This is a genomic window from Pseudonocardia sp. McavD-2-B, assembly GCF_024124365.1.
GTDB lineage: Bacteria > Actinomycetota > Actinomycetes > Mycobacteriales > Pseudonocardiaceae > Pseudonocardia > Pseudonocardia alni.
Genome location: NZ_JAMXSG010000077.1, coordinates 1 through 21,088 on the forward strand (window position 1 = coordinate 1; position 21,088 = coordinate 21,088).

The 21,088-nt window shown below is 74.7% G+C and carries 21 protein-coding genes; 17 read left to right on the top strand and 4 right to left on the bottom strand.

Translation table 11 applies throughout. The annotated features are described in order from the left end of the window. The 4 genes from NH602_RS12760 to NH602_RS12775 all read right to left on the bottom strand — a co-directional run. Positions 1-834, bottom strand: an 834-nt coding sequence (locus NH602_RS12760; protein ID WP_253067936.1) for a BTAD domain-containing putative transcriptional regulator, incomplete at its 3' end; no start/stop codon positions are given. A 63-nt stretch (positions 835-897) separates the two neighbouring features. After that, positions 898-1,302 (bottom strand): nitroreductase/quinone reductase family protein, encoded by a 405-nt coding sequence (locus NH602_RS12765; RefSeq protein WP_062404411.1) that lies wholly within the window; start codon positions 1,300-1,302, stop codon positions 898-900. Positions 1,303-1,365: 63 nt separating this feature from the next. Further along, positions 1,366-2,373, bottom strand: coding sequence for an ABC transporter substrate-binding protein (locus tag NH602_RS12770; protein ID WP_253067937.1), 1,008 nt, complete (start codon positions 2,371-2,373; stop codon positions 1,366-1,368). Positions 2,374-2,397: 24 nt separating this feature from the next. After that, entirely contained in the window at positions 2,398-2,904 is a 507-nt protein-coding gene (locus NH602_RS12775) for a hypothetical protein (protein WP_253067938.1), read from the bottom strand. Between the two features lie 116 nt (positions 2,905-3,020). Between NH602_RS12775 and NH602_RS12780 the strand changes: the two genes are divergently transcribed. From NH602_RS12780 to NH602_RS12860, 17 genes are all read left to right on the top strand, one after another. After that, positions 3,021-3,725, top strand: coding sequence for a response regulator transcription factor (locus NH602_RS12780; protein ID WP_253067939.1), 705 nt, complete (start codon positions 3,021-3,023; stop codon positions 3,723-3,725). A 158-nt stretch (positions 3,726-3,883) separates the two neighbouring features. After that, positions 3,884-4,465 (top strand): UGSC family (seleno)protein, encoded by a 582-nt coding sequence (locus NH602_RS12785; RefSeq protein ID WP_253067940.1) that lies wholly within the window; start codon positions 3,884-3,886, stop codon positions 4,463-4,465. Next, the gene (locus tag NH602_RS12790) at positions 4,462-5,505 is read left to right on the top strand and encodes a hypothetical protein (protein WP_253067941.1); all 1,044 of its coding nucleotides are present in this window, start codon (positions 4,462-4,464) and stop codon (positions 5,503-5,505) included. Before NH602_RS12785 ends, NH602_RS12790 begins: the two co-directional genes overlap by 4 nt. Next, a complete protein-coding gene (locus NH602_RS12795; protein ID WP_253067942.1) occupies positions 5,502-6,515 on the top strand; it encodes an ABC transporter ATP-binding protein in 1,014 nt (337 codons plus the stop codon). The genes NH602_RS12790 and NH602_RS12795 overlap by 4 nt, the downstream gene beginning before the upstream one ends. A 217-nt stretch (positions 6,516-6,732) precedes the next feature. Beyond that, complete coding sequence (locus NH602_RS12800; RefSeq protein ID WP_253067943.1) at positions 6,733-7,710, top strand: ABC transporter ATP-binding protein; 978 nt, start codon at positions 6,733-6,735, stop codon at positions 7,708-7,710. After that, the gene (locus NH602_RS12805; RefSeq protein WP_251784720.1) at positions 7,707-8,669 is read left to right on the top strand and encodes an ABC transporter permease; all 963 of its coding nucleotides are present in this window, start codon (positions 7,707-7,709) and stop codon (positions 8,667-8,669) included. Before NH602_RS12800 ends, NH602_RS12805 begins: the two co-directional genes overlap by 4 nt. Beyond that, positions 8,666-9,655 carry an ABC transporter permease gene (locus tag NH602_RS12810; protein WP_179760634.1) on the top strand — a complete coding sequence of 330 codons (990 nt, stop codon included), beginning with the start codon at positions 8,666-8,668 and terminating at the stop codon, positions 9,653-9,655. Before NH602_RS12805 ends, NH602_RS12810 begins: the two co-directional genes overlap by 4 nt. An 11-nt stretch (positions 9,656-9,666) precedes the next feature. Next, the gene (locus NH602_RS12815; RefSeq protein WP_224391905.1) at positions 9,667-10,593 is read left to right on the top strand and encodes an SDR family NAD(P)-dependent oxidoreductase; all 927 of its coding nucleotides are present in this window, start codon (positions 9,667-9,669) and stop codon (positions 10,591-10,593) included. Further along, the gene (locus NH602_RS12820) at positions 10,590-12,176 is read left to right on the top strand and encodes an ABC transporter substrate-binding protein (RefSeq protein WP_179760632.1); all 1,587 of its coding nucleotides are present in this window, start codon (positions 10,590-10,592) and stop codon (positions 12,174-12,176) included. Before NH602_RS12815 ends, NH602_RS12820 begins: the two co-directional genes overlap by 4 nt. Next, on the top strand, positions 12,173-13,123 hold the full coding sequence (gene trxB / locus NH602_RS12825) for a thioredoxin-disulfide reductase (protein ID WP_251784717.1): 951 nt from the start codon (positions 12,173-12,175) through the stop codon (positions 13,121-13,123). The genes NH602_RS12820 and trxB overlap by 4 nt, the downstream gene beginning before the upstream one ends. 131 nt (positions 13,124-13,254) lie before the next feature. Further along, positions 13,255-14,364 (top strand): NDMA-dependent alcohol dehydrogenase, encoded by a 1,110-nt coding sequence (locus NH602_RS12830; RefSeq protein ID WP_179760630.1) that lies wholly within the window; start codon positions 13,255-13,257, stop codon positions 14,362-14,364. A 10-nt stretch (positions 14,365-14,374) separates the two neighbouring features. Then, entirely contained in the window at positions 14,375-15,853 is a 1,479-nt protein-coding gene (locus tag NH602_RS12835) for an aldehyde dehydrogenase (RefSeq protein WP_179760629.1), read from the top strand. A gap of 37 nt (positions 15,854-15,890) precedes the next feature. Beyond that, complete coding sequence (locus NH602_RS12840) at positions 15,891-16,820, top strand: TIGR03560 family F420-dependent LLM class oxidoreductase (protein WP_179762864.1); 930 nt, start codon at positions 15,891-15,893, stop codon at positions 16,818-16,820. A gap of 47 nt (positions 16,821-16,867) precedes the next feature. Continuing rightward, positions 16,868-17,992 carry an NDMA-dependent alcohol dehydrogenase gene (locus NH602_RS12845; RefSeq protein WP_179762863.1) on the top strand — a complete coding sequence of 375 codons (1,125 nt, stop codon included), beginning with the start codon at positions 16,868-16,870 and terminating at the stop codon, positions 17,990-17,992. A 26-nt stretch (positions 17,993-18,018) separates the two neighbouring features. After that, entirely contained in the window at positions 18,019-19,317 is a 1,299-nt protein-coding gene (locus NH602_RS12850; protein WP_253067944.1) for a phenylacetate--CoA ligase family protein, read from the top strand. A gap of 18 nt (positions 19,318-19,335) precedes the next feature. Next, the gene (locus tag NH602_RS12855; protein WP_246352657.1) at positions 19,336-19,896 is read left to right on the top strand and encodes a UGSC family (seleno)protein; all 561 of its coding nucleotides are present in this window, start codon (positions 19,336-19,338) and stop codon (positions 19,894-19,896) included. Beyond that, on the top strand, positions 19,893-20,945 hold the full coding sequence (locus tag NH602_RS12860) for a hypothetical protein (protein WP_253067945.1): 1,053 nt from the start codon (positions 19,893-19,895) through the stop codon (positions 20,943-20,945). Before NH602_RS12855 ends, NH602_RS12860 begins: the two co-directional genes overlap by 4 nt. Positions 20,946-21,088: the final 143 nt, after the last annotated feature.

The window sequence follows — 21,088 nt, forward strand, 5'->3', positions numbered from 1 at the left end:
GTCGGCGGCAGGGGCCCGGTGCAGCAGCTCCGGGTCGTGGGCGAGCACCGCCCGCTCGGTCGCGGCGAGTCCGGGCCCCGGGTCGACGCCGAGCTCCTCGGCGAGCAGGTCCCGCGCGGTCCGCAGGACGGCGAGGGCGTCGGCCTGGCGCCCGGCGCGGTAGAGCGCGCGGGCCCGCAGCTCCCACGCGCGCTCGCGCAGCGGGTACTCGGCGGTGAGCGCGGCCAGGTCGTCGAGCAGCGTCACGTCCTCGCCGGTGGCGAGCGCGGCGGCGGCCCGGTCCTCGCGGATCCCGGCGCGCAGTTCGGTCAGCGCGGCCACCTCGGCGGCCAGGAAGGCGCGGTCGGCGAGGTCGCCGAACGGGGTGCCGTCGCCGGTGGCCAGCGCCAGGTCCAGCACGGACACCGCCTCGTGCGGGCGTCGCTGCGCCAGCGCGGTCGCGCCGCGGGCGGCGAGCTCGCGCATCGCCCACACGTCGACCTGCTCGGGGCGGACGGCCAGGGCGTAGCCGCCGCTGCCGCGGACCAGCACCGTCGCCGCCCCGCGGGCCGAGCGGCCGGGCTCCAGGACACCCCGCAGCCGGGCGACGTAGGTGTGCAGCGCCTGCTTCGCGGCCGGGGCGGGTTCGGAGTCCCACACGGCGTCGATGAGCAGGTCCTCGGTGGCCGGACGCCCGGCCGCGACGACGAGCGCGGCGAGCAGTGCCCGCGGGCGCGGCCCGCCGAGCGCCAGGTCGTCGCCGTCACGGCTCGCCCGCACACCACCGAGGACCGAGAGCTGCAGTGACGACGCCTGCGGGGAGACCGCCTCCGCAGGCACGGCAGGACCGGACATACCCCGACCCTACGAAGATGATCCGGATCTCCGGAATCATCTGCTCTGATGATGCGTGGCCGGTCAGCCGCGCGGCTCCAGGTGGACCAGCGGGATCTCCCGGGTGGTGCTGCGCTGGTAGCCGGCGTAGTTGCGGTACTTTCCGGCGATCTGCGGCCAGAGCGTCGCGCGGTCGGCCGGGTCGGCGATCCGGGCGCGCATGGGCACGCGTGGCCCGCCCTGCACGGCGACCTCGACGTCCGGGTCCGCACGCAGGTTGAGGAACCAGGCGGGGTGGCGGTCGTCGCCGCCCCGGGAGGCGACGACGACGTAGCTCCCGTCACCGTGGACCGGTGCCGTGAGCAGCACCGTGCGCGGCTCGCCGGAGCGCCGGCCGCGGGTGGTCAGCTCGACCACGGGCATCCCCATCGCCGAGTGGCCGACCTTCCCACCGGTCAGCCGGATCAGCAGACGGTGGCCCGCGTTCATGGCCTTGAGGGCGATGTCGGGTGGGTTCACGACCCCGAGCCTACCGGCGGGTAGCCGGGCTCGTCAGCTCGTCGCGACCTTCTCCAGCGCGGGCTGCAGCCCGTCGAGCAGCCAGCCCACCGACACCACGTTCGGCGCCTGCAGGGCGATGGCCTGGTCCAGCGTCACCGGTGTGTAGGTGCCCTGCCGCACCGCGCGCACCCGGCGCACCAGCTCGTCGCCCTCGAACCTCGCGCGGTCGCCCGCCCCCGCGAAGGTCATCAGGAGCAGGTCGGCCTCCGACAGCCTGCCGACCTCCTCGTAGGACACCCCCACCGTGCCCGGGGCCAGCGCGTCGCTCGCCGGCGCGTCCCGGAACGACGCCGGCACCTCCAGACCCAGCGACCGCAGGAACACCGTGGACTGGTTCTGCTCGCCGACCACCATCGGCAGGATCTCCCCGCGCGCCTGCCCGTAGAGGTAGGTCCTCCCCGCGAGCCCGGGCAGCCGGTCACGGGTCTCGGCGATGCGGCGGTCCGCCTCGGCGATCAGCGTCTCGACGGCGTCCCCGCGGCCCAGCGCCCGACCGATCTGGCGGGCGTCGTCCTGCATGGAGGAGGTGTACAGGCCCTCGGCGTAGGTGACGGTCGGCGCGATCCGCGACAGGGCCTCGTAGCCCGCCCGGTCGCTGATCTGGAACGCCGAGACCCCGAGGACCAGGTCGGGCCGGAACGCCGCGATCTGCTCCAGCGGCAGCGTCCCGTCGGGCTCGATCGCCAGCACCTCGGGCGGGAGGGGGTCGAGGTAGGGGAGCACGGGACCGCTGTCGCCGGAGCTGCGGACCGCGCCGACGACCGGTGCGCCGACGGCCTGGGCGACGGCCAGGTCGTTCATGCCCAGCGCGACGACCCGCTGCGGGGGTGCGGGCATCGTCGTCTCGCCGAAGGCGTGCCGGACGGTCACCGGGAACGCGGCCCCGTCGGACGGCGTCGCCGGGGCGGTGCCGGTGCCGCCGGGGGACGCGCCGCAGCCGGTCAGGACCAGGGCCGCACCGAGCAGCGCCGCGAGCAGCGTGGTTCCACGGGGCCTCATCGTTCTCCTCGGATTAGGTGAGGCTCACCTTCTATCAGAGAACGGGCGCGGCGAGGAAGTCTCACCCGGCGGACGGAACAGCCCCGGCCGGCTCCCCGGCCCCGGGGCGTGCACCTTCCTGCCTCCGGTGGTGATGACGCCGGCGCCGCGGCCGAAGAACCGGATGTCGCCGTCCGGGGTCAGCTCGGCCGGGTCGCCCGGCACGGCGTAGCGCACCCCGTCGTCGAACCGGAACGTCGCGGCGGTGCGGTCGGCGTCGCCGTGGTGGCCCGGCGGCAGCGGGCCGCGGTTGGCGAGCACCCCGGTCCCGGGCTCGCCGGGGGCGAGCACCCAGCCGTCGTCGGCGATCAGCCGGGGACGGGCACCGGAGCGACGCGAGGTCGTGCGGTGCGCCCGCGCGCCCGGCCTCGGCCGGCTCGTCGACCAGGGGTCGGCGATCGCGTTGCCCGCGATCACGATCGTCCGGGTCCGTTCCGCGGCGACGGTCCGCCGGACGTGCCGTGCGTCGAGCCTGCCGGGGCGGGCGGGCACCGCCCGGCCGCCGATGAGCAGCGCACCATGGCCCGGGCCGCTGCGCGGACCGGACTGCCATGCTGGACCTCCGGGCGGCGGCGGAGCCCCGGGACGACCGAGCGGAGGCGCTGCGAGTGGACGCACCGCCCGGGTCCCCGACGAGCACCCCGGTGACGGTCCTCGTCGCCGACGACCACGCCGTCGTCCGCCGTGGGGTCCGTGCCTACCTGGAGTCCCTCGACGACGTCGAGATCGTCGGCGAGGCCGGTGACGGGCATGAGGTGCTGGACCGGCTCGGCGCGATGTCCGTGCACCGGGCGCTGCCCGACGTCGTCCTGATCGACCTGGTGATGCCCCGCCTCGACGGCGCCACGACGACGGCGCTGATCGTCGAGCGCTTCCCGGGCGTGCGGGTCGTCGTGCTGACCGGCTTCGGTGAGCGGGAACGGGTGCACGGCGCACTCGGCAGCGGAGCGTCGGGTTACCTGCTGAAGGACGCCGGACCGGGCGAGGTGGCCGCGGCGGTCCGGGCCGCCGCCCGCGGGGAGGTGTTCCTCGACCCGAGGGTCGCCCGGCAGCTGACCAGGGAGATGGTCTCGCCGGCGAGCGGGCTCGGCGCACTCACCCTCCGCGAGCGGGACGTGCTGATGCTGGTCGCCCAGGGCCGGTCCAACCAGGAGATCGCCGACCAGCTGCTGATCAGTGAGCGGACCGCGCGGAAGCACGTCGGCAACGTGCTGCGCAAGCTGCAGCTCTCCTCGCGCACCCAGGCGGCGCTGGTCGCGGTCCGGGAGGGGCTCGTCCCACCGCAGGGCCGGCCGGTCGGCGACGACGGATGACGTAGCGCGGCCGGGTGCCCGTGGCCGCCACGTCGGCCCGTCGCGCAGGTCCGAACCCCTTTCACCCGGTGGAAGGCGGTCTGGTGGGCCCCGAGGCGGATTCCTAGCGTGCCCGGGACCCCTCAGTTCCGACGACGGGACCCGCCATGTTCGAGACCATGATCGATCCGACCGGGGCCGCCGATCCGGTCGCCCCGGCGGGTGCGGCGCTCGCGCCACGCCCTGCGGACCTGGCGGGGCTGCGGCTCGGCCTGCTGCTCAACACCAAGCGCAACGCGGCGGAGCTGCTCGACGCCGTCGCGGAGCGGTGCGCACAGCAGCACGGCACGGTGCCCGCCGCCCGGCACGTCAAGCCGCACATCAACGACCCGGTCGCACCGGAGGCCCTCGCCGACCTGGTCGAGCGGTGCGACGTGGTGCTCGTCGGGGTCGGCGACTGCGGGTCGTGCAGCGCGTCCGCCGTCACCGACGGCATCGCTCTCGAGGCGGCCGGGGTCCCGGCCGCCGTACTGGTCAGCGAGGCCTTCCGGACGACCGCGGACGCGATGGCCGGGCTGCGCGGCAGCCCCGGCTACGACTACGCGGTCGTGCGGCACCCGGTCGCCTCGCTCGACGCCGCCGGAGTCGCGGCCCGGGCCGGCGAGGTGCTGCCCGGGCTGGTGCGGCTGCTGCACGCGCCGGTGGGACCGGGCGGCCCGCCCGGGAACGGCGCGGACCACCCCGGGGCGGGTGTCCGGTGAGCGCCGCGACCTCCGTCGATCCGGTGGACATCGCCCGGGCCGCGGTCGAGCACGCCTACGACCAGGGCTGGACCGACGGCCTGCCGGTCGTCCCGGTGACCGCGGCGACCCGCGACGAGTTCCTCGCGGCGACCCCGCGCGATCCGGGCGAGGTGGTCGCGCACGCCGGGAGCCTGGGCCGGGAGTGCACCGTCGAACGGGTCGCGGTGAACGCCGCGATGGCCGGCTGCCGCCCGGAGTACCTGCCCGTCGTGCTGGCCGCGTGGGACGCCCTGATGGCCCAGCGGGTCGTCACCGGCGGCGGCTGGCAGAGCACCAGCGGCCCGGCCCCGCTGATCGTGGTGAACGGCGACGTGCGCGCCGAGCTGGGGATCAACTCGGTGGGCGGCTCGGTGGGGCCCGGCTTCCGGGCGAACGCGACGATCGCCCGCGCGATCGGGCTGACCGTGCGCAACGTGCTCGGCATCCGCCCGCACGAGCTGGACCAGGCCACCCAGGGGCTGCCCGGCCGGTTCGCGGTGTGCGTGGGGGAGAACGAGGAGCAGAGCCCCTGGGAGCCCCTCTCGGTGGAGCTCGGCGCCGCGCCCGGCGCCGGGTCGGTCTCGGCGATGCTGATCCGGACCTGCGAGTTCGTCGACAACCGGGACTCCACCGACCCGGAGGACCTGCTCCGTGACATCGCGGACACGGTGGCACGGACCGGCACGGTGGTCGGCGGACGGTCGTCGGCGGGCCTGCTGCTCGGCGTCGAGCACGCCACGCTGCTGGCCGACGGCGGGTTCGGCAAGGCCGACGTCGCCGCCTGGATCAGCGAGCACGCCGTGCGGTCCGCCGCCGACCTGCGGGCCGCCGGGAAGGGCCGGGCGGCCGGGGACGCGCCGGACGACGCCCCGTTCCCGATGGTGCCCGAGCCGGAGCACCTGCCGATCGTCGTCACCGGCGCCCGCAACGCCGGGATGTCGCTGGTGGTGCGGCCGTTCGGGTTCGGCGGATGGTCGCGCACCACGCACCCGGTGCAGGTCGGCGGGGCCGCGGCGTGAACCCGGTGCTGGACGTGCGGGACCTGCGTGTCGAGTTCCCGACGGCGGCCGGTGCGCTCGGGGTGGTCGACGGCGTCTCGTTCGACGTCGGGCCGGGCGAGACGGTCGCGCTGGTCGGGGAGTCCGGATCGGGCAAGAGCGTCAGCTCGCTGGCGGTGCTCGGGCTGCTCGGCAGGGGCCGGATCGCGGGCGGGTCGGTGTCGTTCCGGGGCGAGGAGATCGCCGGTGCCGGTCCCGAGCGGTTGCGCCGGCTGCGCGGCGCCGAGATCGCGATGGTGTTCCAGAACCCGATGAGCGCGCTGGACCCGCTGTTCAGCGTCGGGGACCAGGTCGTCGAGGCGATCCGGGTGCACCGGCCGGTCGGCCGGGCGCAGGCCCGGGAGCGTGCCGTCGAGCTGCTCCGCGAGGTGGGGCTGCCGGACCCGGAACGCCGGATGCGGTCCTATCCGCACGAGCTGTCGGGCGGTCAGCAACAGCGCGTCGGGGTGGCGATGGCGCTGGCGTGCGATCCGGAGCTGCTGATCGCCGACGAGCCGACGACCGCGCTGGACGTGACGGTCGAGGCGCAGATCCTGGCCCTGATGCGACGGCTGCAACGCGAGCACGGCGCGGCACTGCTGCTCATCACGCACGACATGTCGGTGGTGGCCCGGATGGCCGACCGGGTGGTGGTGATGTACGCGGGCCAGGTCGTCGAGCGGGGCACCGTCGCCGAGGTGCTGAGCGCGCCCACCCATCCCTACACCCGGGCGCTGATCGGCTCCGTCCCGACCGTCCACACCGGACGGGACGAGCTGCTGACGGTGATCCCGGGGAGCGTGCCGAACCCGGCCGACGTGCCCGACGGCTGTCGGTTCCATCCGCGCTGCCCGCAGGCGGTGGAGCGGTGCCGCACCGAGGTGCCACCGGTGGTCCGGACGGGGGAGGGCCGGATCAGCCGGTGCTGGCTGGCCGAGGACGCGGACCGCGTCCCGGCGCCGACCGCGGCCCCGGGCACCGGCGCCCGGTGACCGGACGGCGACGTCATCCGTCGCGGCGTGGACCGCGACGCGCACCGCACCCTGCGACCTGTCTTCTCCCTGGTGGAAGACGGTCTGGTGACCGGCCGGGTGCGATTCCTAGCCTCTCGCAGCACACGGCCGACGGAGTCCGACGGGAGACCCACATGTGTCAGACCACCACCGACCGGACCGGGCGCGTGCCGGCGGGCGTCCCGGCCGGTGCCCGGTGACCGGGCCGGCGCTGTTCGAGGCCCACGACCTGGTGAAGCACTTCCGGAGCCGGCGCGGGGTCGTCCAGGCCGTCAACGGCGTGTCGCTGAGCATCCCGCGCGGCCGCACGGTCGGCCTGGTCGGTGAGTCGGGTTCCGGCAAGTCCACGGTGGCCCGGCTCGCGCTGCGGCTGCTCGAACCGACCTCGGGGACGCTGGCGTTCGACGGCGCCGATCTCGGCGCCGCCTCGGGCGCGGCGCTGCGCCGGCTGCGCCGCCGGATGCAGATCGTCTTCCAGGACCCGAACGGCTCGCTGAACCCCCGCATGACCGTCCTGCAGGCGGTGGGGGAGCCGCTGGTGGTGCACCGGATGGCCCGTGGGGCCGCGCTCGCCGACCGGGTCGTCGAGCTGCTCGAACGGGTCGGGCTGGGTGCGCGCGACCTGAACCGGTACGCCCACCAGTTCTCCGGCGGTCAGGCCCAGCGGATCGGGATCGCCCGCGCGCTCGCCACCGACCCGGACCTCATCGTGTGCGACGAGGCGGTCTCCGCGCTGGACGTCTCGGTGCAGGCCCAGGTGCTCAACCTGCTCCGCGGCCTGCAGGCCGAGCGCGGGCTGTCCTACCTGTTCATCGCCCACGACCTGAACGTCGTCCGCTACATGTCCGACGAGGTCTGCGTGATGTACCTCGGCGAGATCGTCGAACGCGGGGACGGCGGCGCGGTGCTGCGGGACCCGCAGCACCCCTACACCCGGATGCTCGTGTCCGCCGTCCCCGACCTGGCCACGGCCGGACCGGCCCAGGAGGTCACGCCGGTCGGCGAGGTGCCCAGCCCGATCGACCCGCCGCCGGGGTGCCGGTTCCACACCCGCTGCCCGCAGGCCGAGGCCGGCTGCCGCGAGGAACGGCCCGCGCTGCGCAGGGTCGTCGCCGACCGTGACGTCGCCTGCCTGCTGGCCGGGGCACGGACCTCCGGGGCGGTGCGACCGTGACCCGCTACGTCCTGCGCAGGCTCGCCTACGGCGGTGTGGTGATGGCGCTGGTGACCGCTCTGGTGTTCGTGCTCGTGCGGCTCGTCCCCGGCGACGCGGTGACGATGCAGCTGGCCGAGTCCGGCGCGAGCCCGGAGCAGGTCGCGGCGCTGCGCGCCGAGTTCGGCCTCGACGTGCCGGTCTGGACGCAGCTGGGGAACTGGCTCGCCGGTGTCGCACGCGGTGATCTCGGCAGGTCGTTCTACGGCGGCGGCGCACCGGTGACCGGGCTGTTCCTGGAACGGGTGCCGGTCACCGTCTCGCTCGGCCTGCTGGCGATGCTGTTCGCGACCGTCGCCGGCATCGGCCTCGGCGTGCTGGCCGCGGTCACCCGCGGCTCCGCGCTGGACGCCGCCGTGCGGAGCTTCGCGGTCGCGTTCCTGTCGGTGCCCAACTTCGTCGTCGCGCTGCTGGCGCTGACCGCGTGCGCGGTCTGGCTCAACTGGTCGCCACCGCTGGCCTACCGGCCGCTGACCGAGGACCCGGTGAACTGGATCCAGCAGATGGCGATCCCGGTGATCGCGCTGGGCACCGCCGGGATGGCGGGGACCGCGCGGATGGCGCGGTCGTCGCTGCTGGAGTCGCTGGGGTCGGACTACGTGCGCACGGTCCGTGCGAAGGGCGCGCGGGAGCGCACCGTCGTCGGCAAGCACGCCGCCCGGAACTCCACCATCGCGGTGCTCACGCTGCTCGGCCTGGAGCTGGCGACGGTGCTCGGTGGCACCGTGATCCTGGAGCAGATGTTCGGGATCCCGGGGACCGGGCAGCTCATCTACTCCGCGGTGCTGGAGCGCGACTACCCGGTGGTCGTCGCCTGCACGATCTTCTACGCGGGGCTGTTCGTGGTGACGATCATCGTGATCGACCTGCTCTACGCGCTGGTCGACCCGCGGATCCGGACCGGGCGGGCACTCTCGTGAGCGCGCCGGCCACCCCCGCGCGGCTGCGCGCCGTCCCCGGCGCCGTCGCCCGGTTCGTCCGCGCCCAGCCCCTCGGCGGGATCGCGCTGACGGTACTGACGCTGTTCGTGCTGGCCGGGCTGCTGGCGCCGCTGGTGGCGCCGTACGACCCGCTGGAGCAGTTCCGCCGGGATATCCTCGACGGCCCGTCCGCCCGGTTCCTGCTGGGCACCGACGACCTCGGCCGGGACGTGCTGAGCCGTTCGCTGCACGGCGCACGGACCTCGTTGCTGATCGGGGTGGTGACCACCGCGGTCAGCCTGGTGCTGGGCACCACGATCGGGGTGGTCTCCGGCTACGCGGGCCGGGGCGTCGACATCGTCCTGCAACGGGTGATGGACGCCGTCCAGGCGATCCCCGGCATCGTGCTGCTGCTGTTCATCGCGGTGATCCTCGGGCCCTCGGTGCGCAACACGATCATCGCGCTGACCGTGGTGATCACACCGTCGTTCAACCGGATCGCCCGCGGCGAGACCCTGCGGGTGCGCGAGGAGCGCTACGTCGAGGCGGCCCGGGCCACCGGTGCCGGGACCGGCCGGATCCTGGCCCGGCACGTCCTGCCGAACATCGTCGCCCCGGTGTTCACCCTGGCCAGCCTGATCTTCGCCGGGGTCGTCATCGCCGAGTCGGCGCTGAGCTTCCTCGGCATCGGCGCGCCGCCGCCGACCCCGTCCTGGGGGCTGATGCTCTCCGAGGGCGTCCGGTACGTGGAGCGCGCGCCGTGGCTGATCGTCGTGCCGGCTGTCCTGCTCTCGCTGGCCGTCTTCAGCCTCAACCTGCTCGGCGACGCGCTGCGCGACCACCTGGACCCGCGCCTGCAGCACGCCACCTTCGCCGAGTCCCGGCGGTGGTGGCGGCCCCGCCCGCCGGCCCGCCTCGCCCCCGGCCTCGCCCGGGCGGCGGAGGAGCTCGACGCCACCGACCCCACCGACCGACGACCCGACTAGGAGCGTGCACAGTGGACATCTCACTCGCCGGGAAGGTGGCCCTGGTCACCGGAGCCGGTCCGAACATCGGCGGCGGGATCGGCCTGGCGCTCGCGCGCTACGGCGCGACCGTGGCCTGCAACGACATCGACCCGGACGCGGCGGCCGCCGCCGTCGAGCGGATCGAGCGCAACGGTGGCCGGGCCATCGCGGTCCCCGGTGACGTCACCGACGAGGACCAGGTGGCGGGCTACGTCGACCGGGTGGTCGGCGAGCTGGGCGGGATCGACATCCTGGTCAACAACGCCGCCCTGCTCGGCGGCAAGGGGGTGCTCGACGAGAGCGCCGAGTTCTTCGACCGTGCCGTGCGGGTCGCCGGGCTGGGCAGCTTCCTCAACACCCGGGCGGTCGGGCGGCACATGGCCGAGCGCGGCACCCGTGGCTCGATCGTGCTGGTCTCGTCGTCGAACGGCTGGTCCGGCTCGGCCGGGGTGATCGCCTACGCCTTCCACAAGGGCGGGGTGAACAACTTCGTGCGGGCCGCGGCGATGGACCTCGCCCCCTACGGGATCCGGGTCAACTCCTTCACCCCGACCGCGCCGACCCCGGACAACCCTGCCCTGACCGGACCGGACGGGAAGTCGGTCATGGACCGGCCGCGGAACGGGATCGGCGGCGGCACCGGCGACGAGCCGTGGCGGCGGCCCGCCCGCTGGAGCGGCGACCGGGTGCCCATGGTGCCGATGGGCACCACCGGCACCCCGACCGACATCGGGCACTGCGTGGCCTGGATGTGCTCGGACCAGGCCCGGCTGATCACCGGCCAGGACTTCGTCGTCGACGGCGGGGCCCGGGCGAAGAACTTCGCCTACGTCCCCGCGGCGGCCGGTGACCTCGCCGGACCGGTTCCGCTGGTCGGGCTGGACGTGACCGGCGAGCTCGACCGGGAGACGGTGTGAGACCGGGTCGCGCCGCGGCGCTGCTGCTGGCCGCGGCGCTGGTGCTGTCGTCCTGCGGGGCCGGTGGCGGTGGCGGCAGCGACGAGCCGGTCGGGGACCCTCGTCCCGGCGGCTCGCTGGTGTGGCAGCTGCCGGCCGAGGTGTCCACCGACCTGAACCCGCTGGAGAGCTCCGACCCGAGCGCCACCGGGCTGATCTCCGGCTCGGTCTACGGGAAGCTGCTCGACTGGCGCACCGGACCCGACGTCACGGAGATGGAGCTGGAGGGCGACCTGGCCGAGTCGTGGGAGGTCTCCGAGGACGGTCTGACCTACACCTTCCACCTGCGCCGGGACGTCACCTGGCACGACGTCGAGCCGGTGAACGGCAGGCCCTTCGTCGCCGACGACGTCGTCGCAACGATCACCGCGATGAAGGAGCGCGGCCTGCAGGCCTACATGCTCGAGGCGGTGCGGACCGTGCAGGCGCCGGACGAGCACACCGTCGTCCTGACCCTGGACCGGCCCTTCGCCCCGCTGCTGGAGTACGTGGCCTACCACACCTTCCTGATGGTTCCCCGGGAAGGGATCGAGGGGCGCTACGACCTGGACACGGTGGCGATCGGCACCGGGCCGTTCCTGCTCGCCGAGCACACCCCGGACGTCGAGTGGGTGCTCCGGCGCAATCCCGACTACCACGTTCCCGACCGCCCGTACCTCGACGAGGTCCGGCGACCGGTCATCAACGACACGGCGGCGACCACCGCGGCCCTGCGGAGCGGCCGCCTCGACGTGGGCACCACCAGCGACGTCACCGTGGCCGACGAGTTCCGCGACGGCGACCACACGGTGACCGAGACGCCCGGCGCGCCGGTGAGCTTCTACCTCAACCCGCGCGTGGAGCCGTTCGACGACGTCCGGGTGCGCCGCGCGGTGTCCCTCGCGATCGACTGGGAGGGCATGGGGGAGACCGTCCGCGGCTCGTTCAACCTCACCTCCATCCTGCGTCCCGACGTCTCCGACGCCGCACTGTCCGAGGACGAGGTCCGCGAGATCCGCCCGTTCGACCCCGAGCAGGCCCGCCGGCTCCTCGCCGAGGCCGGCCTCCCGGACGGCTTCGCGACCACGCTGCTCGTCCAGCGGGTCGACGACGAGGACGTGCGCGAGGCCCAGTGGATGCAGGCCGACCTGGCCGAGGTCGGGATCGACGTCACGATCGAGACCGTCGATCCCGGGACCGGGATCGAACGCCGGCGCACCCACGAGTTCGCCATGACCAAGGCACTCCGGACCGTGCACCTGCCCGACCAGACCTGGCGCGACTTCATGCCCGGCTACATCGAGAACTACGCGCTCGTCGACGACCCGGAGCTCGTCGAGGGCTACGCCCGGACCCGGACCACCACCGACGACGCCGAGCGGCGCGAGCTGCACCGCGCCATGCAGAGGCGGATGGAGACCGAGATCGTGCAGGGCCTCTTCCCGATCCAGAAGTTCGACTACACGATCTTCTCCTCGCGGACCCGGGACCTGTTCCCGGTGCCGATCCACCAGGGCCGCCGGCTCGCCGACGTGTGGCTCAGCGACCAGCCGGCGTCGCCGTGAGCGTCGGGGTACACGATCTCGTCGTCGTCGGGTCCGGCCCGGCCGGGTACACCGCGGCGGTCTACGCCGCCCGGGCCCGGCTGGCCCCGCTGGTGTTCGAGGGTTCCAGCCACGGCGGCGCCCTGATGACCACCACCGACGTGGAGAACTACCCCGGCTTCCCCGACGGCGTCGACGGGCCCGGCCTGATGGGACGGATGCGGGCGCAGGCCGAGCGGTTCGGCGCCGACCTGCGGCCCCGCGACGTCGGCGAGATCCGGCTGGACGGCCCGGTCAAGGAGATCGTGACCGACGGCGAGGTGCACCGGGCCCGTGCGGTGGTGCTCGCGATGGGCGCCGCGCCGCGTTACCTCGGCGTGCCGGGGGAGCAGGAGCTGCTCGGGCGGGGGGTCTCGTCCTGCGCGACCTGCGACGGGTTCTTCTTCACCGGCCGGGACGTCGCCGTCGTCGGTGGCGGGGACTCCGCGATGGAGGAGGCGCAGTTCCTCACCCGGTTCGCCCGCAGCGTCACGGTCGTGCACCGCCGGGACACCTTCCGGGCGTCGCGAATCATGCTGGAGCGGGCACGGGCGAACCCCGCGATCCGCTGGGCGACCGGTCGCGAGGTCGTCGCGGTGACCGGCGACGGCGCGGTCGGCGGGCTGCGCCTGCGCGACGTCCGGGACGGCGCGGAGTCCGGGCTGGACGTCGCCGGGGTGTTCGTCGCGATCGGCCACGACCCGCGCAGCGGGCTGGTCGCCGACCGGCTCGACCTGGACCCCGACGGCTACGTCCGCACGCTCGACGGGACCACCCGGACCGCCGTCGACGGGGTGTTCGCCTGCGGTGACCTGGTGGACCGGCACTACCGGCAGGCGGTCACCGCCGCCGGGTCGGGCTGCGCCGCGGCGATCGACGCCGAGCGCTGGCTGGCCGGGGCCCGCGTGGACCGTCCTTCCACGACGTGAAAGCGCCCTCCCGGCACCCGCCGGGAGGGCGGCATCGTGAGGTCACGAGCCGGTGACCCGGCCCACATTCCCTTCCGGGCCCCGGACCTCCGCCGAGGCGGCCGTATCCGTTCCCACACACAGGAGCCGACATGGGCATGACGACCCGAGCCGCGATCTGCCGCACACCGGGGACGCCGTGGGAGATCACCGACGTCGAGCTGGACGACCCGCGCGCCAACGAGGTCCGCATCCGGTTCCACGCCGCCGGGCTCTGCCACTCCGACGACCACATCCAGAAGGGCGACGCCCGGATGCGGATGCCCGTCGTCGGCGGGCACGAGGGCGCCGGGGTGGTCGAGGCGATCGGTCCCGGTGTCACCCGGGTGCAGGTCGGGGACCACGTCGTGTGCTCCTTCATCCCGGCCTGCGGCTCCTGCCGGTACTGCTCCACCGCCCGGCAGAACCTGTGCGACGCCGGGAAGAACGCCGCCACCGGTGAGTTCCCGGACGGGACCTTCCGGTTCCACCTCGACGGCGAGGACCTCGGCGGGCTCTGTGTGCTCGGCACGTTCTCCCAGTACGCGGTGGTCTCCGAGTTCTCCTGCATCCCGATCGCCGACGACATCCCGTTCGACGTCGCCTCCCTGGTCGGCTGCGGCGTCCCGACCGGCTGGGGCTCGGCGGTGCACGCCGCCGGGGTCCGCGCCGGGCAGACCGTCGTCGTCTACGGCTGCGGCGGGGTCGGGGCCAACGCGGTGCAGGGCGCCCGGCTCGCCGGTGCCCGCAACGTGGTGGTGGTCGACCCGGTGGCGTTCAAGCGCGACATGGCGAAGGTTTTCGGGGCCACCCACACCTTCGCCGACGCGCAGAGCGCGCACGAGTTCGTCGTCGAGACCACCTGGGGCGAGCTCGCCGACCACGCGATCATCACCGTCGGCGTGCTGCACGACGAGGTGATCGCCCGCGCGCTGGCGGTCACCGGGAAGTCCGGTCAGGTCACCGTCACCGCGGTCGGCAACGGCTCGGTCCGGGCGCCGTCCGGGATGCTGATCGGCTACCAGCGCCGGGTGCAGGGCGCGATCTTCGGCGCCTGCAACCCGCTGCACGACGTGCCCCGGCTGCTCGACCTCTACCGCTCCGGCGACCTCAAGCTGGACGAGCTGATCACCAGGCGGTACCGCCTGGAGGAGGTCAACCAGGGCTACGCGGACATGGCGGACGGCCGGAACGTCCGCGGCGTGATCGTCCACGAGCACTGAGGCGGCGACGATGACGACCGACACGACGGCCGGCACGGACACCGGTACCGGCAGCGCACCGACCGCCGGGGCCACCCACCTGATCGGCGACGCCTGGGTGCCCGCCGCGGACGGCCGCACGATCGACGTGCTCGACCCCTCCACCGGCGAGGTCGTCGGCCGGGTGCCGCGCGGCACCGCCACCGACGTCGACGCCGCCGTCGCGGCCGCCCGGGAGGCGTTTCCGGCCTGGCGCGACACCAGTGCCACCGAGCGCGGGCGGCTGCTGCTGCGCTGGGCCGAGCTGGTCGAGCGGCACGCCGACGAGCTGGACCGGCTGGAGTCCCGCGAGGTGGGGCGGCCGCACTGGGGCCCGCCGCCGATGGCCCGGATGCTCACCTTCCTGGCCGGGCAGGCCGACAAGGTGCAGGGGCTCTCGCTGCCCACCCACACCCCGGACGTCCTCGGTCTCACCCTGCGCGAGCCCTACGGCGTCGTCGCCTCGATCATCCCGTGGAACGCCCCGGGCCCGATGTTCGCCAACGACACCGGCGCCGCGATCGCCGCGGGCAACACCGTGGTCGTCAAACCGGCCGAGGACGCCCCGCTGACCCCGCTCGCGCTGGCCCGGCTCGCCCGCGAGGCCGGGATCCCGCCGGGGGTGGTCAACGTCGTCACCGGCTACGGCCACGAGGCCGGCGCCGCCCTCCCCGCGCACCCCGACGTCGCCCGGGTCGGTTTCACCGGCTCCCCGGAGACCGGGTCCGCGGTGATGGCGACCTGCGCACGACGGCTGGTCCCGCTGCACCTGGAGCTGGGCGGCAAGTCCCCGCAGGTGGTGTTCCCGGACGCCGACCTGGACCGGGCGATCCCGGCGATCGTCGCGGGCATCACGCTGAACACCGGCCAGATCTGCGCCGCCGGGTCCCGGGTCGTGGTGGACCGGTCGATCCGCGCCGAGGTGGTGGAACGGCTCGCCGCCGAGATGGCGGCGGTCAGTGTCGGCCCCTGGCACGCACGGGCCCGGATGGGGCCGCTGATCAACGCCCGGCAGCGGGACCGGGTGCTCGGCTACGTCCGCACCGGACGGGAGGAGGGCGCCCGGCTGGTGACCGGCGGCGGCACGCCGACCGGGAGCGGACTGGACCGGGGGTTCTTCGTCGAACCGACGCTGTTCGACGACGTCGACCCCGGCATGACCATCGCCCGCGAGGAGATCTTCGGCCCGGTCCTGTCGGTGCTCGCGGTGGACGACGAGAGCGAGGCCCTCGACGTCGCGAACGACACCGACTACGGGCTGGTCGCGTCGGTCTGGACCCGCGACGTCGGCCGCGCCGTGCGGATGTCGCGCGGGCTGGCCGCCGGGCAGGTCGCGGTGAACGCCGCGCTCGGCGCCGGGGTGATCGGCGGGCCGTTCGGCGGCTACCGGCGCAGCGGCTTCGGCCGCACCATGGGCGCCGACGCCGTGCTGGAGCACACCCAGGTGAAGACGGTGTCGATCCGTGGCTGAGCGGACGGCGGGCACCGGGGTGCGGCTGCGGGTGCTGATGGAACCCCGCCACGGCTGCCGCTACGACGAGATCCTCGCCCTCGCCCGGGCGACCGAGGCCGCCGGGTTCGACGCGTTCTTCCGCTCCGACCACCTGATGGGCGTCGACCCGCACGACCGCACGTACCGTCCCACCGACTGCTGGACCACGCTGGGCGGCCTTGCCCGCGACACCGGCCGGATCCGGCTCGGCGCCCTGGTCGGAGCCGCCACGTTCCGCGAGGCCGGCCTGCTCGCGACGATCGTCGCCTCCGTCGACGAGATGAGCGGCGGCCGGGTCGAGCTGGGACTGGGCACCGGCTGGTACGAGCGAGAGCACGCCGCGTTCGGGATCCCGTTCCCGCCGACCCGCGACCGGTTCGACCGGCTGGAGGAACAGCTGACGGTCGTCACCGGTCTGTGGCGGGCCGCCCGGACCGGCACGTCGTTCTCCCACGACGGCCACCACCACCGGATCGCGGACAACCACACCCCGCCGCACCCGGCGCAGGACCCGTACCCGCCGGTGATCGTCGGCGGGACCGGTCCGCGGCGCACCCCCGCGATCGCCGCCCGCTTCGCCGACGAGTTCAACGGCGCCCTCGGGGGCGACCTGGCCGAGCGCTACGCGGTGTTCGACCGGGCGTGCGAGGCGGTCGGCCGGGACCCGGCGACCGCACGCCGGTCCGCGGTACTGCCGGTGGCCTGCGGCGCCGACCCGGCGCAGGTCGCCCGCCGCGGCGCGGTCATCGGGTCCGACCTCATGCGCGACAACGCCGCCATCGGGTCTCCGGACCACGTCGCCGACCGGATCGGACGGCTGGCCGAGGCCGGTGCGGACACCGTCTACCTGCACGTCTACGACATCGCCGATCTCGACCACATCGCCCTGATCGGGGCGGAGGTGCTGCCGCACGTCGCGGCACGACCGGAGGGGGCCCCGCAGTGAGCACAGCAGAGACGACGGCCGGACCGTCCACCACCGACGCCGGTGTCATCACCACCCGGGCGGCGGTGGCCCGCGGTCCGCACACCGGCTGGGAGCTGACCGACCTTAGGCTCGAACCGCCCCGCGCGCACGAGGTGCGGGTCCGGTTCCACGCCGCCGGGCTCTGCCACTCCGACGACCACATCACCGCGGGCGACGCGCCCGTGCGGTTCCCGGTCGTCGGCGGCCACGAGGGCGCCGGGATCGTCGAGTCGGTCGGACCGGACGTGCGCCGGGTCCGCCCCGGCGACCGGATCGTCTGCTCCTACATCCCCGCCTGCGGCGCCTGCCGTCCCTGCTCGACCGGGCACCAGAACATGTGCGTGAAGGGCCTCAACGCGGGCACCGGGATGTTCCTCGACGGGTCGTTCCGGTTCCACCAGGGCACCGGCGACGAGCGCGTGGACTTCGGCGGCTTCTGCACGCTCGGCACGTTCTCGCAGTACGCGGTGGTGTCGGAGTGGGCGTGCGTCCCGCTGCCCGAGGACATCCCGTTCGAGATCGGCGCGCTGGTCGGCTGCGGTGTCCCCACCGGCTGGGGCTCCGCGGTGTACGCCGCGGGCGTCCGGGCGGGGGAGACCGTGGTGATCTACGGCGCGGGCGGGGTCGGGTCGAACGCCGTGCAGGGCGCCCGCTACGCCGGGGCGAAGAACGTGGTCGTCGTCGATCCGGTCGCGTTCAAGCGCGAGTCCGCCGAGCTGTTCGGGGCGACGCACACCTTCGCCGACGCGGCGAGCGCACACGAGTTCGTCGTCGAGACCACCTGGGGCCAGCTCGCCGACCACGCGATCTGCACCCCCGGCGTCCTCACCCCGGAGATCGTGAACGACGCCGTCGCGGTCGTCGGCAAGGGCGGCAGGGTCACCGTGACCGCGGTCGGGCGGCTCGGGGAGAACACCGTCGACGTGCACGCCGGGATGATGATCAGCTACCAGCGCCAGATCCGTGGCGCGCTGTTCGGCGGCTGCAACCCCCTGTACGACATCCCCCGCCTGCTCGGCCTCTACCGGGCCGGCGACCTCAAGCTCGACGAGCTGATCACCCGCCGGTACCGGCTGGACGAGGTCGACCGGGGCTACGCCGACATGACCGCCGGCCGCACCATCCGCGGCGTGATCGTCCACGACGTCTGACGCCCGCCGCGATCCGAGGAGCCACCGTGTCCCCTGCACCCGTGCCCGGGTTCGTCGCGTCGGCCGACGCCGAGGCCGTCACCGACCTGTTGCGGGCCCAGCTCGAGGGCCTGCCCGCCCGCTCGCCGTTCTACGCCGACCTGTTCGCCGAGCACGGGATCGACGCGTCGGCGTTCGGCTCGCTCGCCGACCTGGCCCGGTTCCCCTTCACCGGCAAGCAGATGCTGCGCGACTCCCAGGCGGCGCAGCCGCCGTTGGGCCGGCACGCCGGCGTCGCGATGTCGGAGGTCGTGCGGGTGCACGCCTCCACCGGCACCACCGGACGCCCCAGCTGGGTCGGGGTGACCCGGCGCGACGCGGGCGCCTGGACCGAGCTGGTCGCACGGGCGTTCCGCACCATGGGGGCCACCCGCGACGACGTCGTCCTGCACGGCGCCGGCCTCACCCTTTTCGTCGGCGGTCTCCCGATCCGCGACGCGCTGGAACGCATCGGCAGCACGATGGTCCCGATCGGGACCGGGGCGTCGGAGAAGGCGGTGCTGGCACTGGAGTCGCTCGGCGTCACGGCGCTGCACTCGACGCCGTCCTACGCCCGCTACCTGGCCGAGTACCTGAGGGCGGCCGGCCGCGACCCGCGCGGGTTCGGGCTGCGGAAGATCTTCGTCGGAGGTGAGCCCGGCGGCGGGGAACCCGCGTTCCGCAGACAGGTCGAGCAGGAGTGGGGCGCCCCGGTCACCGAGGGGCTCGGCAACGCCGACATGGCCCCGGTGCTGTTCGCCGAGCAGCCCGGCAGCGGTGGGATGCGCTTCACCGGCGGCCGGCACGTGGTCGCCGAGCTGATCGACCCGGAGTCCGGGGAGCCGGTGGGCGCCGAACCCGGCGCCGAGGGCGAGCTCGTCTACACCTCGGTGGACCGCGAATGCTGCCCGCTCGTGCGCTTCCGCACCCGGGACCGGGTGGTCGTCACCGGCCGGGCGGCCGACGACGCCCCGCTGATCCGCTGCATCGGGCGGACCGACGACATGCTGATCGTGCTCGGCGTCAACGTCTTCCCGTCCGCGGTGCGCGATCTCGTCGTCGCGCTGCACCCGCGCACCACCGGCGCCGTGCAGATCGTGCTGCCCGAGCACGGCCCGCGGGTCGACCCGCCGCTGCGGATCGAGGCCGAGTGGGGCGAGGCGGCCGGTGACACCGAGCAGCTCGGCAGGGAGATCGAGACCGCGATCCGGACCCGGCTGTCGGTCAGGGCCGCGGTGACGCTCGTGCCGCCCGGCTCGCTGGAACGCGCCGAGATGAAGTCCCGGCTGACCCGGCTCGCGGGCTGAACAGGAAGGAGACGAGACGTGTCCGAGAGGCCCAACCCCATCCTCGACCCGACCGGCCGGGGCGCCGATCCCTCCCCGGAGCCCGGGGCGGGAGTGCTCGCGCCGCGCCGCCCGGAGCTGACCGGCCTCCGGATCGGGGTCCTGGAGAACACCAAGAAGAACGCCGACCTGCTGCTCACCGAGGTGGCCCGGTTGCTCGTCGACGAGCACGGTGCCGCCGGGGTCACGGTGGCCCGAACGAAACGGCAGTTCGCCGTCCCGGCGCCCGACGAGCTGATCGAGGAGTACGCGCGCGGCTGCGACGTCGTCGTCACCGGGGTCGGTGACTGCGGATCGTGCAGCGCGTCCGCGGTCGCCGACGGGGTGCTGTTCGAGAGGGCGGGGGTGCCCGCCGCGGTGATCTGCAGCGACGCGTTCGCCGCCACCGCCGACACGATGGCCGCGCTGCGCGGCGCCACCGGCTACCGCTACCTGACCACCCCGCACCCGGTCGCGATCCTCGAACCGGACCAGGTCCGGGACCGTGCCGCGCGGCTCGCCGGCGACGTCGCCGCTCTGCTCACCGGGGCGCAGCGGTGACCGCCGGGACCGACCCGGACCCGGATCTCGCCGCCGCCGCGGTCGAGCACTGCTTCGAGCAGGGCTGGACCGACGGGCTGCCGGTGGTGCCTGCGTCGCGCGCGCTGGTCGACCGCTTCCTCGCCACCACCGATCTGGCCCCGGAGACCGAGATCGGCAGGCTGCCGCAGCTGGACCGGGCGGTCACCGTCGAGCTGGCCGCGATCAACGCGGTGATGGCGGGCTGCCGCCCGGAGTACTTCCCCGTCGTCCTCGCGGCCTGGGCCGCACTGACCGCGGAACGCGCCACCGGTGGTGGGGGCTGGCAGTCGACCAGCGGTCCGGCACCGCTGATCGTGGTCAACGGCCCGGTCCGCGACGCGCTCGGGTTCAACTCCACCGGCGGCGTGTTCGGGCCGGGGTTCCGGCCGAACGCCACCGTCGCCCGGTCGATCGGGCTGATCGTGCGCAACGTCTACGGCGTGCACCCGCACGCCCTGGAGCAGGCCACCCAGGGGCTGCCCGGGCGCTGGCAGATCTGCATCGCCGAGAACGAGGAGGAGAGCCCCTGGGAGCCGCTGTCGGTCGAGGCCGGCGTCGCGCCGGGGGAGTCCGCCGTGTCCGCGACACTGCTGCGGACCTGCGAGTACGTCGACAACCGGCACACCGGCTCGGCCGAGCAGCTGCTCGCCGACGTCGCCGACACGCTCTCCCGCACCGGGGCCTGGATCTTCCGGCACGCGAGCGCCGGGGTCGTGTTCTGCCCCGAGCACGCCCAGCAGCTCGCCGCCGCCGGGTTCGGCCGTGCCGACGTGCGGGCCTGGCTGGCGCAGCGGTGCGGCCGCAGCGTCACCGACCTCGCCCGGGCCGGGAAGGACGGCCTGGACGGCCAGGTCCGGTTCGCCGACGGCACCCGCGGCGACGGCTTCGACCCGCTGCTCGCCGGCTCCGGCCGGGAGAACCTGCTGCTGGCCGTCGCCGGGGCACGCAACGCCGGCATCTCGATGGTGGTGCGGCTGTTCTCCGACTGGTCCGGCACCGCGGTCCCGGTGGCGGGGGTGACCCGGTGACCGGCCCGCTGGAGAACCCGTTCGTGCCCGGGGCCGGCCCGATGGCCGGCCGCGCCGTGCTCGTCACCGGCGCCGGCCAGAACGGCGGGCTCCCCGGTGTCGGCTACGCGACCGCCCGGCTGGTGGCGGCCCAGGGCGCCCGG

What these genes read in the sequence shown, in the direction of transcription:
- NH602_RS12765 (WP_062404411.1), bottom strand. Translation starts at nt 1,302, where the DNA reads ATGAACGCGGGCCACCGTCTGCTGATCCGGCTGACCGGTGGGAAGGTC.
- NH602_RS12770 (WP_253067937.1), bottom strand. Translation starts at nt 2,373, where the DNA reads ATGAGGCCCCGTGGAACCACGCTGCTCGCGGCGCTGCTCGGTGCGGCC.
- NH602_RS12785 (WP_253067940.1), top strand. Translation starts at nt 3,884, where the DNA reads ATGATCGATCCGACCGGGGCCGCCGATCCGGTCGCCCCGGCGGGTGCG.
- NH602_RS12830 (WP_179760630.1), top strand. Translation starts at nt 13,255, where the DNA reads ATGGGCATGACGACCCGAGCCGCGATCTGCCGCACACCGGGGACGCCG.
- NH602_RS12835 (WP_179760629.1), top strand. Translation starts at nt 14,375, where the DNA reads ATGACGACCGACACGACGGCCGGCACGGACACCGGTACCGGCAGCGCA.
- NH602_RS12840 (WP_179762864.1), top strand. Translation starts at nt 15,891, where the DNA reads ATGGAACCCCGCCACGGCTGCCGCTACGACGAGATCCTCGCCCTCGCC.